This window comes from Streptomyces nanshensis (assembly GCF_001751255.1).
Lineage (GTDB): Bacteria > Actinomycetota > Actinomycetes > Streptomycetales > Streptomycetaceae > Streptomyces > Streptomyces nanshensis_A.
Window position 1 is genome coordinate 1 of sequence record NZ_LJGW01000249.1, and the last position, 13002, is coordinate 13002.

Here is a 13002-nt window from a genome sequence, read left to right on the forward strand (position 1 = left end):
CGCCCCGCAGGCCGGCGAAGCCGCCGAGCCCGCGGCCCAGGCCCCGGAGCCCGCCCTTCCGGAGTCCGCGACCGTGCCCGCCGGCTGGCTGCCGGACGGTGCCGAGGCGCTCTTCGGCGAGGGCGCGCGGGCCGAGGAGGCGTACGGCCTGCTCACCGTCGACGTGCCTCCGGCGTCGTGGACTCCCGCGCTGGAGACGGCGCGTGACACCCTGGGCTGCCGCTTCTTCGACTGGCTGAGCGCCGTGGACGAGCCGGGCACCGGCTTCCAGGTGTGTGCGCACCTCGTCGCGCTGCCCGAGCCCGCCGAGGAACCGGGCGGCGGCGGGGCGGTGCGTCGTCTGCTGCTGCGTACGACCGTTCCGCACGAGGCACCGGCGCTGCCGACCGCGACGCCCGTCTTCGCGGGTGCGGCCTGGCACGAGCGGGAGACACACGAGATGTTCGGCGTGACCTTCACGGGCCACCCCGCGCTCACGCCCCTGCTGCTGCCCGACTCCTTCGAAGGGCACCCGCTGCGCAAGGACTTCGTCCTCGCGGCACGGGTCGCCAAGGCGTGGCCGGGTGCCGTCGAGCCGGGCGAGTCCGCCGACGGGGCCCCGAAGCGGCGGCAGATGCTGCCGCCCGGCGTCCCCGACCCCAACGAGTGGGGCCCGCTCAAGGGCCAGCTTCCGCCCGTACCGTCCCGGCCCGCGCGTGGACGTGCGGGGCGTGCCGGTGCGGGGGCGGGAGCGGCGGCGTCCGGTGAGCGCCCCGCGCGTCCCGCACGGCGTACGCGGTCGGCGAGCGCGGGCTCGGCCAGCCAGCGCGGCACGGAGGGTTCCGGCGAGACCGGCGCCACGGCCGGGAACGCCTCGGCTTCCGGCGCCCCGACATCCGGCACCCCGGTTTCCGACACTCCGACATCCGACAACTCGGCCCCGGACACCCCGACTTCGGGCCCCCGGGCGTCTGACGCACCGTGGCACGAGTCCCGCCCGTCCACGGGTGAGTCCCGCCCGTCCAGCGGCGAGGAAGCGCGTAACGGCGAGGAAGAGCGCGACGGCGAGGACACCGGGCGCGGCAAGGACACCCCGCGTGGCGAGGACGGCGGCGACGGACCGAAGGGCGGCGCCTGATGGATGTGGCCGATGTCCTGTGGCGGCTGGCCGCCGTGCTGCTGGCCTTCCTGCTGCTTCCGCTGATCGTCGGCCAGGCCGAGCACAAGGCGATGGCCCATATGCAGGGCCGCGTCGGACCGATGTACGCCGGCGGCTTCCACGGCTGGGCCCAACTCGTCGCGGACGGCGTGAAGTTCGCGCAGAAGGAAGACATCGTCCCGGAGGGCGCCGACCGCCGGATCTTCCAGCTCGCGCCCGCCGTCGCCCTGTTGCCGTACCTCGTCGTACTGATCGTGATCCCGGTCGGGGACGGCGACGCGGTCGGCCAGGCCGTCGACGCGGGCGTCTTCTTCGTCCTCGCGGTGATGGGCGTCGGCGTGCTGGGCTCGCTGATGGGCGGCTGGGCCTCCGCCAACAAGTTCTCGTTGCTCGGCGGTCTGCGTACGGCGGCCCAACTCCTCGCGTACGAGCTGCCGATGCTGCTCGCCGCCGCCTCCGTGGCGATGGCCGCGGGCACGCTCTCGCTGCCGGGCATCCTGGAGAGCTGGCAGTGGTGGTGGCTGCTGTGGCAGATCACCGGCGGACTGGTCTTCTTCACCGCGGGCCTCGCCGAGCTCCAACGTCCGCCGTTCGACGCTCCGGTCGCCGACTCGGAGATCATCTTCGGCGCCTTCACCGAGTACACGGGGCTGCGGTTCGCGCTGTTCCTGCTCGCCGAGTACGCGGGCATCGTCGTGCTCTCCGCGCTGACGGCCGTGCTCTTCCTCGGCGGCTGGCACGGTCCGGCCGCCGCGGACCTCGGCTGGGTGTGGACGCTGCTGAAGACCGCCGTCCTGGCCTTCGTCGTCATCTGGCTGCGCGTGAGCTATCCGCGGCTGCGCGAGGACCAGATCCAGCGTCTGGCGTGGACGGTGCTCGTCCCGCTCGCCCTCTTCCAGATCGCCCTCACCGGCGTCGTCAAGGTGGTGATCCAGTAATGCCCGTGCCCGGCTCCGGACTCGCCAAGGGGCTGGCCGTCACCCTTCGTACGATGACGCGCCGCTCGGTCACCGCGCACTATCCCGACACGCTGCCCCAACTGCCGCCGCGCAGCCGGGGGGTGATCGCGCTCTTCGAGGAGAACTGCACGGTCTGCATGCTCTGCGCCCGCGAGTGTCCCGACTGGTGCATCTACATCGACTCGCACAAGGAGACGGTGCCGCCCGCGGCGCCCGGCGGGCGCGAGCGCAGCCGGAACGTGCTGGACCGCTTCGCCATCGACTTCTCCCTGTGCATGTACTGCGGCATCTGCATCGACGTCTGCCCATTCGACGCGCTGTTCTGGTCACCGGAGTTCGAGTACGCCGAGACCGACATCCGCGATCTGACACACGAACGGGACAAGCTCCGGGAGTGGATGTGGACGGTGCCGGAACCGCCACCGCTCGACCCGGCCGCCGAGGAGCCCAAGGAGGTCGGCGCCGCCCGTAAGACGGCGGACAAGCTCGCGGCACAGCAGGCGGAGGCGGAGGCGGAAGCGGAAGCCGACGCTGAACCGGGCGCCGGGGCCGCGTCGGAGGCGCCAGGCACGGACCGGGAACAGGGCAACGGCGGCCAGGGGGGCGCTTCGTGAACCTCGCCGCAGCCGGCGCCCACCCCGGCTTCCTCTCGCCCACCGGGGTCGAGATCGTCTTCGTACTCGTGGGGCTGGCCACCTTCGGCGCCGCGCTGGTCACGGTCACCACGAAGCAGCTCGTGCACGCCGCGCTGTGGCTCGTGGCCGCGCTGGGCGGCGTGGCCGTCGAATATCTGCTGCTGACGGCCGAGTTCATCGCCTGGGTGCAGGTGCTGATCTACGTGGGGTCCGTCGTCGTCCTGCTGCTCTTCGGGCTGATGCTCACCAAGGCGCCGATCGGTCCCTCGCCCGACGCGGACTCGGGCAACCGGCCGGTCGCGCTCGCCGTCGCCGTAATCTCCGCGGGCACGCTCGTCACCCTCGTCGTGGACGCGTTCCGTACGACCTGGATCGGCCTGGGCACATCCGCGAAGGGATCCACACGGGTCACGGGCGAGGCGCTCTTCCGGGGCTGGGTGCTGCCCTTCGAGGCGCTGTCCGTCCTGCTGCTCGCGGCGCTCGTCGGCGCCATCGTCCTCTCCCGCCGCGCGGATCCGGCGAACTCCTCGGCCCCGGCGGCCGGTTCGCCGACGCCGACGGACGGCGGTACGGGCGGCGCCATGGACGGCGGTACGGACGACGCGGAGGACGCCGATCCGGCGGCGGACGGGGAGGGGCGGAGCTGATGCACCTCGCATACCCGGCCGTGCTCGCGGCCCTTCTCTTCTCCACCGGCCTCTACGGCGTCCTCGCCCGCCGCAACGCCATCCTGATGCTGATGTCGGTCGAGTTGATGCTCAACGCCGTCAACCTCAACCTCGTCGCCTTCGACGTCTGGCTGCGCGAGGAACTGCACACCGGCCAGGCGCTCGCGCTCTTCACCATCGCCGTCGCCGCCGCCGAGATCGGCATCGGGCTTGCCATCGTGCTGCTGGTCTACCGCAGCCGCGGCAGCTCCGACGTCGACCGGCTCAGAGACCTCCGCGAGGACGGGCCCGGGCCGCCCACAACTCCCGGGCAGGGCAGGGCGGGTGCGGCCGCAACCACCGACAGCGGGAGGCAGAAAGCGTGAGCACGACGACCCTCGCGGCCCTCGTCCCCCTTCTGCCCTTCCTGGGCGCCGTCGCCGGGCTGCTCACCGGCCGCAGCGCGCCCGGCTTCGCCCGCCCGCTGGCCGTTCTGCCCACTCTTCTCTCCACCGTCTTCGCGATCACCGTCGCCGTACGCCAGGGCGGCGGCGAACCGGTCCGGGCGGCGGCCGAGCTGACCCCCACCGGCGACGCGGCCCTGCCGGTCCAACTCGCCCTGAACCTCGACGGGTTCGCCGTCCTGGTGGCCGTACTCGTCGGCGTCGTCGCCTCGTGCGTACAGCTCTACTCGACGGGCTACCTCCGCGAGGACCCGCGCTACGCCAGTTACGCCGCCTTCGTCTCCCTCTTCACCGCCGCGATGCTGCTCGTCGTCTACGCGGACGACCTCATCGTGCTGCTCGTCGGCTGGGAGGTCATGGGCATCTGCTCGTACTTCCTCGTCGGGCACTACTGGGAGACGCAGGCCGCGCGGGCCGCGTCCCTCAAGGCGTTCCTCGTCACCAAGCTCGGCGACGTCCCCTTCCTCATCGGCATCTTCGTGCTCGCCACCGACGCGGGGACGTTCCGCATCAGCGGCATCACCGGCCGGCTGACCTCGCAGCTCTCCCAGTTCGAGCTGACGCACCCCACCGTCGTCGCGCTGCTGCTGCTCGCCGGGATCGCGGGCAAGTCCGCGCAGTTCCCGCTGCACACCTGGCTGCCCGACGCGATGGCCGGTCCCACCCCCGTCTCCGCGCTGATCCACGCCGCGACGATGGTCGCCGCGGGCGTCTATGTCGTCGCCCGGCTGCTGCCGGTCTTCGCCGCCTCGACCGCCGCGCTCGTCGTGCTCGCCGCCATGGCCGCCGTGACCATCGTCGGCTCGGCGCTGTGCGCGCTCGCGCAGGACGACATCAAACGCGTGCTCGCCTACTCCACCATCGGCCAACTCGCCTATATGGCAGGGGCGCTGGCCGTCGCCGACCCGGGCGCCGCCGTCTTCCACCTCCTCACACACGGTGCCTTCAAGGCCCTTCTCTTCCTCGCCGCGGGCGTCGTCATCCACGCCGCGGGCACCAACTCCCTCGCCGCGATGGCCCGTATGGGCGGCCTCACCAAGATCGCCCCCGACGCGTACTGGACGATGACGGTCGGCCTGCTCGCCCTCGCCGCGCTGCCCCCCTTCAGCGGCTTCTTCTCCAAGGAGGCGGTCCTCGGCGCCGCGGAGCACGCCGCCTTCGCCGGCGCGCAGCACGGCACCGGCACCGGCACCGGCACCGTCCCGGCGGCCGGCTGGATCGTGCTCGTCGCCGGACTGCTCGGTGCGCTGCTCACCGCCGCGTACGCCACCCGGCTCTGGCTCCTCGCCTTCCGCGGCGAGGGCCCGCGCGCCTCGGCCCGCGAACACGGACGCGAACCGGCCGTCATGAACGTCGTGTTGTGGGTGCTCGCCCTGCCCTCCCTCGCGCTCGGTCTCGCCTTCGGCGCGCTGTCGTCCTGGTTCGACAGCGGCTCCCTCGCCCCCTCCCTCGTCACCTCCGTACTCGCCACCGGCATCGCCCTCGTCGGCGTGCTCGTCACCTACGCCGCGTGGCGCCACACCACCGCGCTCGCCGCCTCCCGCGCGCCCATGGGCGCCGTCGCGGCGCACCCCCAGGGCGACCCCGCCCTCTCGGAGGCCGAGGCCATCGCCACCCACGAACCCGCCTACGGCGACATCGCCTCGGCCCCCGATCCGGCCGACCCCGGGCGGCTGCTGCTCGGCCCGCTGCACGGCGCCGCCGCGCACGGCTTCCGGCTGGACGCCCTCTACCGCGCCCTGTTCGTACGTCCCGTGCACGCCGCCGCCCGCCTCGTGCGCTTCCTCGACCGTGAGGTCGTCGAGACGTACGTACGCGGCGCGGCCCTCGGACCCACGCTGCTGGGCACGCTCGTGCGCCGTACGCAGACGGGCAACACGCAGACCTATCTCGGCGCGCTCGTCGTGGGCTCCCTTCTGCTCACCGTGGCCGTCGTCCTCGTCGCCGCCGGAACCGGAGGGGCCTGACCGTGATCTCCCTCGACCCCGCCGTCATGCGCGCGCTCCTCGTCGCCGTGCTCGTCCTCCCCCTTCTCGGCTCGATCGCCGCGCTGCTGCCGGCGCCCCCCGGGCTCAAGGGCCGCAGCCCCCGGCAGGCCGTGCTCCGGCACGGCGTCACCGTCACCGGCGTGGTCTTCGCCGCGTCCGTCGTCCTCGCGCTCGGCTTCGACACCGGGCGATCCGGCGCCATGCAGGCCGAGTCCGACGTCGAGTGGATCCCCTCCCTCGGCATTCACCTCCATCTCGGCGTCGACGGCGTCTCGTTGCCGCTGCTCGTCCTGACGGCGCTGCTCACCTTCCTCTGCGCGCTCTACAGCTACGGCTCGGGTATGTGCACCGGCACGGCCACGGGCTCAGGCACCGGCGCGGCCACGGGAACGGACACCGGCGACGCGGCCGACGCACCGCAGAGCGCGGGCACTTCGGACGCCCCCGAGCCCGCGGACGGCGGCACCGCCATACGCCGCGCCGGCAGCCCCCAGGCCTTCGTCGCGCTGCTGCTGCTTCTGGAGACCGGCACGCTCGCCACCTTCGCCGCTCTCGATCTGCTGTTCTTCTTCCTCGCCTTCGAGACCGTCCTCGTCCCCATGTACTTCCTCATCGCCCGCTGGGGCGGTCCCGGACGCGGCCCGGCTGCCTGGAAGTTCATCCTCTACACCCTGCTCGGTTCCGTCGTGATGCTGCTCGGCCTGCTCCTTCTCGGCTTCAAGGGCGGCACGTTCGACATCGTGGCACTCGCCACTGACAGTCACTCAGGTCTGAGCCGTACGGTGCAGATCACCGCCGTCCTCGCCATCAGCGCCGGGCTCGCCGTGAAGGCCCCGATGTGGCCGCTGCACAGTTGGCTGCCCGACGCGCACACCGCGGCCCCGACGGTCGGCTCCGTGCTGCTGGCCGGCGTCCTGCTGAAGATGGGCACCTACGGCTTCGTACGCATCGTGCTGCCCGTGGCGCCCGAGGGGATGCGCGTCTTCGCCCCGTATCTCGGCGCCTTCGCCGTCGCCGGGATCGTCTACGGATCGCTGGCCTGTCTCGCGCTCGCCCGCCGCGGAGCGGGCGGCGACCTCAAGCGGCTCATCGCGTACTCGTCCGTGGGACACATGGGCTTCGTGCTGCTGGGCATCGCCACGATGACTCCGACGGGCGTCAACGGCGCCCTGTTCGCGAACGTCGCGCACGGCCTCATCACCGGTCTGCTCTTCTTCCTCGTCGGCGCCCTCAAGCAGCGCACCGGCAGCACCGATCTCGACACCCTCGCGGGCGCCACGGGCGGCGCGCTCTACGGCACCGCGCCCCGCTTCGGCGGCCTCCTCGCCTTCGGCGCGGTCGCCTCGCTCGGACTGCCCGGACTCGCGGGATTCTGGGGGGAGATGCTGGCGCTGCTCGGCGCGTACGACCCGGCCGGCGGGCTCAGCCGCCCCGCGTTCGTGACGTTCATGGCGGTCGGCGCCCTCGGCACGCTGCTCACCGCCGCGTATCTGCTCGTCGTCGTACGGCGGGTGTGCATGGGCGATCCGCTGGAGGAGCGCGGAGCGGCGGAGCACCACGAGCGCGTGGAACTGCGCGATCCGGAACCGGCCACGGCGCCCGCCGCCGCGTCCCGGTCCGTCTCCGCCGCCGACTCCGCCTCCGCCGCCGACTCCGCGTCCGGGTCCGGAACGTCGTCCGCGCCCGCCGGTCCGCCCGGCGCCCCCGCGCACGAACCGGCGCCGCCACCGCCCGCGACCGCCGGCGTCCCCGACGTACGCGGCTACGAGTACGCGGCCTGGACCCCCCTCGTCGTCCTGACCGTCGCCGCGGGACTGTGGCCCGCGCTCCTGCTGGGACTGACCGACCCCGCCGTGCAGAACCTCCTGACGGGAGCGGCCCGATGACCCTCCTCGCCCAGGCCCTCACGGTCCCCGCCGCCGCGCCCGTGCCGCAGCCGCTGCTCCTCGCGGAGTCGGCCGTCCAGTCCGTCGACTGGCTCGCGATCTCCCCGCCGACGATCGCCGCCGTCGCCGGTCTCGCCGTCCTCGTCGCCGATCTCTTCCTGCCCGAGCGCGGCAAGCGGCTGCTGGGCCCGGCCTCCGCCGTCGCGCTGCTGATCTCGGCGCTGCCGCTGCTTCTCCTCCGTACGAGGGACCTGGCGACGTTCTGCCTGCCCGACCGCTCCCATACGTGCAGCTACTCCGCCGACACCCTCGCGTTGGTGCTCCAATTCCTGGTGCTGGGCGCGGGGTTCATCACCGTGCTGCTGTCGATGCCCGCGGTGCGCGATCTGCGGCTGCCCGCCGGCGAGTACTGGTTCCTGCTGCTGTCGGCCACCGCCGGAGCCGCCCTCGTCCCCGCCTCGCGCGACCTCGTCACGCTCGTCATCGCGCTGGAGACCGCGTCGCTGCCCGCCTTCGCGCTCGTCGGCATGCGGCACGGAAGCCGCGGCTCCGCCGAAGCCGCGCTGAAGTTCTTCCTCTCCTCCGTGACCGCCACCGCCGTCACGCTGCTCGGCGTGAGCTTCCTCTACGCGGTCACCGGCACGCTCTACTTCCGTGGGATCGACGAGGGCCTCACCCGCGCCGACCCCCAACTCGAGGCGCTCGGCGGCGCGGGCCTCGCGCTCACGCTCGTCGGCTTCGCGTTCAAGGCGTCCGTCGTCCCCTTCCACTTCTGGGTGCCGGACACCTATGTCGGCGCGCCCGTACCCGTCGCCGCCTTTCTCTCCGTCGTCGGCAAGACGGCCGGGATCTCCGGGCTTCTGCTCCTCCTCGTCCAGGCGTTCTCCTCCCGCGCCGAACTGTGGGGCACGGCCCTCGCGGTGCTCGCCGCCGTCACCATGACCGCCGGGAACGCCGCCGCCCTGCGCCAGCGCACCGACCGCGCGCACGGCGCCGTACGCCTGCTGGCCTGGTCCTCCGTCGGACAGGCGGGATATCTGCTGGTGCCCCTGGCCGCCGCCGCACCGGACATGGGCGGCACCGACCCCGCGGGCGCCGCCCTCTCCACCGTCGGCGCCACCGTGGCGTATCTGCTGATGTACGGGGCGGTGAACCTCGGCGCCTTCGCCGTCGTCGCCCACATCAGCCGCAGCAGCGCCGCCAACCGCCTCAGCGACTACCGCGGCCTGTACGCCGCCCATCCGGTGGCCGCCCTCGCGCTCGCCTTCTTCCTGCTCTGCCTGGCCGGACTGCCGCCCGGCGTGATCGGGCTCTTCGCGAAGGTGGCGATCTTCTCCACGGCGGTCGGCAACGGCCTCGGCTGGCTCGCGGTGATCATGGCCGTGAACGTCGTCGTCGCGCTCTTCTACTACCTGCGCTGGACGGCGCTCGTCTTCCGTGCGCCGCTCCCGGAGACCTCCGGGGCCGCCGGGGCCGCCGCGGCCACCGGAGCCGGAGCGCCGGCGTCCGCCCCCGCCCGCCCCCGGATCGCCCCGCCGCTCGCCGCGGGCATCGCCCTCACCGCGGCGGCCGGCATCGCCCTCTCCCTCGATCCGGAACTGGTGCTGACGCTCACCGCGGGCGGCCTGCGCTAGGGCTCCCCGGCCCGTACGAGGTTCGTATACAGCCCGCACACAGCCCGTACGGAGCACATCGCCCCAGGCAGGGAACTGTTGTCCGGCTCCCCGCGTTGACCAGGGCGGAGAGGTTCCAGCGAACCGTGGCACGACCACGCGGCTCAGGGTTCCCCTGCTGCACCACTGGAGGGCGTACTGTGCACCGGCACAACGGGCTGAGGACAGCCCTGCTCCTCGGGGGACTGTCGGCACTCATCATCGTCATCGGCAGCTTCTTCGGACGTACGGGCCTGTTCATCGCCCTGCTCGTCGCCCTCGGCACCAACGGCTACGCGTACTGGCGCAGCGACCGCATCGCCCTCAGCGCGATGCGCGCCCGCCCCGTCAGCGAGTTCGAGGCCCCCGGGCTCTACCGGATGGTGCGCGAACTGTCCACGGCCGCACGGCAGCCCATGCCCCGCCTCTACATCTCGCCCACCCAGGCGCCGAACGCCTTCGCCACCGGCCGCAACCCCCGCAACGCCGCCGTCTGTTGTACGGACGGCATCCTGCGCCTGCTCGACGAACGCGAACTGCGCGGCGTCATCGGCCACGAACTGAGCCACGTCTACAACCGCGACATCCTCATCTCCTCGGTCGCGGGCGCGCTCGCCTCCGTCGTGATGTTCCTCGTCAACTTCGCCTGGCTGATCCCGTTCGGGCGCAGCGACGACGACGAGGGCCCCGGCCTCATCGGCATGCTGATGATCATGATCCTGGGGCCGCTGGCGGCCACCGTCATCCAGCTCGCCGTCTCCCGCTCCCGCGAGTACGAGGCCGACGCCTCCGGTGCCCAGCTCACCGGCGACCCGCTCGCCCTCGCCTCCGCGCTGCGCAAACTCGAAGCGGGGACACGGCAGTTGCCGCTGCCGCCGGAGCCGCGCCTGGAGACGGCGAGCCACATGATGATCGCGAACCCGTTCCGCGGCGCGGGCGCGGCCCGCCTCTTCTCCACGCACCCGCCGATGGCCCAGCGCATCGCACGCCTGGAGCGCATGGCGGGGCGGCGCGCTTAGGCCGACGGCGCATCTGGACGGGCGGCGCGGGTGCCGGGGCGGCGGCCGGCGCCCCGTTCACGTCACCGGGCACCGGACTCCCGCCCGGTCAGCGGTAGTTGACGAACTGGATCGGGAAGTCGAAGTCCTTGCCCTTCAACAGCGCGATGATCTCCTGGAGATGATCGCGGCTCTTCGACGACACCCGCAGCTCGTCGCCCTGCACCTGCGCCTTGACGCCCTTGGGCCCCTCGTCGCGGATGACCTTCGCGATCTTCTTCGCGTCGTCCTGCTCGATGCCCTCCTTCAACGACGCGAAGATCTTGTACTCCTTGCCGGACGCCTGCGGTTCGCCCGCGTCCAGGGCCTTGAGCGAGATGCCGCGCTTGATCAGCTTTGACTGGAAGATGTCCAGGACGGCCTTCACCCGCTCCTCGGCGTTGGCCCGCATCTCGATCTTCTCGCCCGACCACGCGACCGAGGCGTCCACACCGCGGAAGTCGTAGCGCTGCGAGATCTCCTTGGCGGCCTGGTTGACGGCGTTGTCGACCTCCTGCCGCTCGACCTTCGAGACGATGTCGAAACTGGAGTCGGCCATGGTGAGTTGGCTCCTCGTCGTAGATCCGTCACGGAAGCGGCCCGCGACGCGAACCGCCGGGTCAGCCTAGCCACTGAGCGACCCCCGCACCCCTGATCAACCGGGTGGCGAAGCACCCCCGGTCATCGGGTATGGTTTACAGCGTTGCCACGGAGCACCGCCCCAGGGCGGGCCGGGCAGCAATCCCAGGCGGTGTGCCCGAGCGGCCAAAGGGAGCAGACTGTAAATCTGCCGGCTCAGCCTTCCTAGGTTCGAATCCTAGCGCCGCCACAGACAGCGAGAGGCCCGTCACCAGTGAAGTTGCCGGTGACGGGCCTCTGTTGTGTCGGCTTCCTGTGCTCGTACTTATTGCGGTGTATGTCCCGCTTCGTCTCACACTGATTCGCGTGCTGACCAGCTTGTGTGGGGCGGGTGTGGGGCAGGATGGCGGCCCTGCTTTGCGGTCCTGTGGGCTGCTTCGGATAGGGCGTCAGTTGCGCAACGGGCCGCGGATGGGACGCGCGATCTGTCGCTGTTCCTCTCGGTGCTGACGGCTGCGTTGGGGCCGCACTTCGGAAACTGCGGTGACGTTGCAGTACCTGGCACGCGAGCCCTCACCGATCACGCCGCAACGGAGCCGCAGCGTGAGCGGTTCGGTGCGAGGCGAAAGCCATCCCGAAAGGGATCTGTTGCTCCCGCCGGGGCAGCGTGACGGAGAAGCGCGTTCTTAAGGTCGTAGAAGGCTGCGCTCGTCTGTCGGCACGTGGTCCTCTGCGTAGAGGTCGACGGGTTGGTAGTCGGTCAGCCGGAGGAGGAGCTTTCCGGCGCGGACCCAGCCGATGGCGGGGTTGTCGAAGGCGACGGAGACCACGTCGATGGGGACCGGGTGCGGGGTGGCACGTTGATAGAGGGCTCCGCGGACCCCGGCGCGTTCGAAGGCCCGGACACGTACGGCGGTGAAGTCGTGCCGCAGTCGAGGGCATGCGGCGATGGCGATGTGCGCGCAGGGCAGGCACAGCGGCGGGTGCTCGGTGACGACGTCCCCGCTCCCGCCCTCGGGCGGGCAGCGCGGTTCTTCGGTGAGGAGCCAGAGGACGCCGTCGGAGTTGCTGTCGGCCGGGCGGCCGCACACGTGGCAGAGCAGGCGTTCCATGGCGTTGCGCTGCCGGAGGGCATGGACATGGCCGAACTGCGGTGTCCCCTTGCCCGGTTGGAACGGAACGCGCGTCCACAGGATGCCGTCGGCGTCCCGGTCGTAGCGGCGTTCGTCGACGAAGGCGATCCGGCCTCTGCGCGTGACCACCTGGGGACGCGGCGCGCTGCCTTCCGCGCTCCACTGCGCGATGTACGGGACCACCTGCGGGCGTTGGGCCGTCTTGTCGGCGGGGTGTTGTTTCGCTGAGGTCGGCATACGTTCTTTCGGAGTAGGTCTGCGGCGGTGGGGAGCGGCCGGTCACTTCCGTGTCGTGGCCCGCTTGCATCTCGGGCAGCGGTAGACGCCGCTGCCGAGTTCTCTCGTCGGCGTCCCGCATCGGCATATCGGGGTGTCAGCCATCGGTCCTCCTCGCATGCGGTTCCGCGTTCGCTGCGGCCTGGCCCATGCGGCGACGACATTGAGCACGTCGTCTTGGGGCCGGCCACGCACGGTGGCTGCTCTCGTGGACGTTGGACCCGTCCCGGGGCCTTGCGCACCGAACGTCCCCGGGACGGGGGTCTACTGGGGGTGGACGCCCGAACAACTCCTCGTCGTACGCGAGTTGTTCGAGCTCGCGGAGAAGCCGTCTCGTTGCACGGTGCGGTACGGAGACCGCGGCGGTAGCGGCCCAGAGGAGCAGCATCAGGAGCACCGCTTTCACCGCGCCCCCTCGGTTAAGGCGGTGAGCCAGGGCCAAGCGCCCGGCTCACGGCCGATCTCGACGGCGTGCTCGTCGCAGGCGTAGATGTCGCGCGGTACGCGGGCCCGAGTCGAGGCCCTGCATGTTCCCGGTGTCGACCTGATAGACGAGCACCGTGCCTATGCGCGGGCAGCGGACGCACTTCACGACGGCGCCTCCCCGG

General features: G+C 72.0%; 11 protein-coding genes and 1 tRNA gene. 10 read left to right on the plus strand and 2 right to left on the minus strand.

Annotated elements, in window-relative coordinates:
* The 9 genes from AN218_RS14475 to htpX form a co-directional block, all read left to right on the plus strand.
* A partial coding sequence (locus tag AN218_RS14475; RefSeq protein ID WP_420855973.1) for an NADH-quinone oxidoreductase subunit C occupies positions 1-1117 on the plus strand: 1117 nt, incomplete at its 5' end.
* Positions 1114-2076 carry a complex I subunit 1/NuoH family protein gene (locus AN218_RS14480; RefSeq protein WP_070017297.1) on the plus strand — a complete coding sequence of 321 codons (963 nt, stop codon included), beginning with the start codon at positions 1114-1116 and terminating at the stop codon, positions 2074-2076. The genes AN218_RS14475 and AN218_RS14480, both read left to right, overlap by 4 nt.
* On the plus strand, positions 2076-2711 hold the full coding sequence (locus AN218_RS14485) for a NuoI/complex I 23 kDa subunit family protein (RefSeq protein WP_070017298.1): 636 nt from the start codon (positions 2076-2078) through the stop codon (positions 2709-2711). Before AN218_RS14480 ends, AN218_RS14485 begins: the two co-directional genes overlap by 1 nt.
* Positions 2708-3379 carry an NADH-quinone oxidoreductase subunit J family protein gene (locus tag AN218_RS14490; protein WP_070017299.1) on the plus strand — a complete coding sequence of 224 codons (672 nt, stop codon included), beginning with the start codon at positions 2708-2710 and terminating at the stop codon, positions 3377-3379. The genes AN218_RS14485 and AN218_RS14490 overlap by 4 nt, the downstream gene beginning before the upstream one ends.
* Positions 3379-3765 carry an NADH-quinone oxidoreductase subunit NuoK gene (gene nuoK, locus AN218_RS14495; protein ID WP_070017300.1) on the plus strand — a complete coding sequence of 129 codons (387 nt, stop codon included), beginning with the start codon at positions 3379-3381 and terminating at the stop codon, positions 3763-3765. The genes AN218_RS14490 and nuoK overlap by 1 nt, the downstream gene beginning before the upstream one ends.
* Positions 3762-5810, plus strand: a complete 2049-nt coding sequence (locus AN218_RS14500; RefSeq protein WP_070017301.1) for an NADH-quinone oxidoreductase subunit 5 family protein — start codon at positions 3762-3764, stop codon at positions 5808-5810. Before nuoK ends, AN218_RS14500 begins: the two co-directional genes overlap by 4 nt.
* 26 nt (positions 5811-5836) lie before the next feature.
* Positions 5837-7717, plus strand: a complete 1881-nt coding sequence (locus AN218_RS14505; RefSeq protein WP_244900458.1) for a complex I subunit 4 family protein — start codon at positions 5837-5839, stop codon at positions 7715-7717.
* Positions 7714-9351, plus strand: coding sequence for an NADH-quinone oxidoreductase subunit N (locus tag AN218_RS14510; RefSeq protein WP_070017302.1), 1638 nt, complete (start codon positions 7714-7716; stop codon positions 9349-9351). The genes AN218_RS14505 and AN218_RS14510 overlap by 4 nt, the downstream gene beginning before the upstream one ends.
* A 179-nt stretch (positions 9352-9530) precedes the next feature.
* Entirely contained in the window at positions 9531-10388 is an 858-nt protein-coding gene (gene htpX / locus AN218_RS14515; protein ID WP_070017303.1) for a zinc metalloprotease HtpX, read from the plus strand.
* Positions 10389-10476: 88 nt separating this feature from the next.
* Here htpX and AN218_RS14520 read toward each other — a convergent pair whose 3' ends face one another.
* Complete coding sequence (locus AN218_RS14520; RefSeq protein WP_070017304.1) at positions 10477-10965, minus strand: YajQ family cyclic di-GMP-binding protein; 489 nt, start codon at positions 10963-10965, stop codon at positions 10477-10479.
* A gap of 188 nt (positions 10966-11153) precedes the next feature.
* Between AN218_RS14520 and AN218_RS14525 the strand changes: the two genes are divergently transcribed.
* Positions 11154-11235 (plus strand) — tRNA-Tyr (locus AN218_RS14525).
* A gap of 436 nt (positions 11236-11671) precedes the next feature.
* Here the strand turns inward: AN218_RS14525 and AN218_RS14530 are convergent.
* The gene (locus tag AN218_RS14530) at positions 11672-12355 is read right to left on the minus strand and encodes a hypothetical protein (RefSeq protein WP_070017305.1); all 684 of its coding nucleotides are present in this window, start codon (positions 12353-12355) and stop codon (positions 11672-11674) included.
* Positions 12356-13002 lie beyond the last annotated feature (647 nt).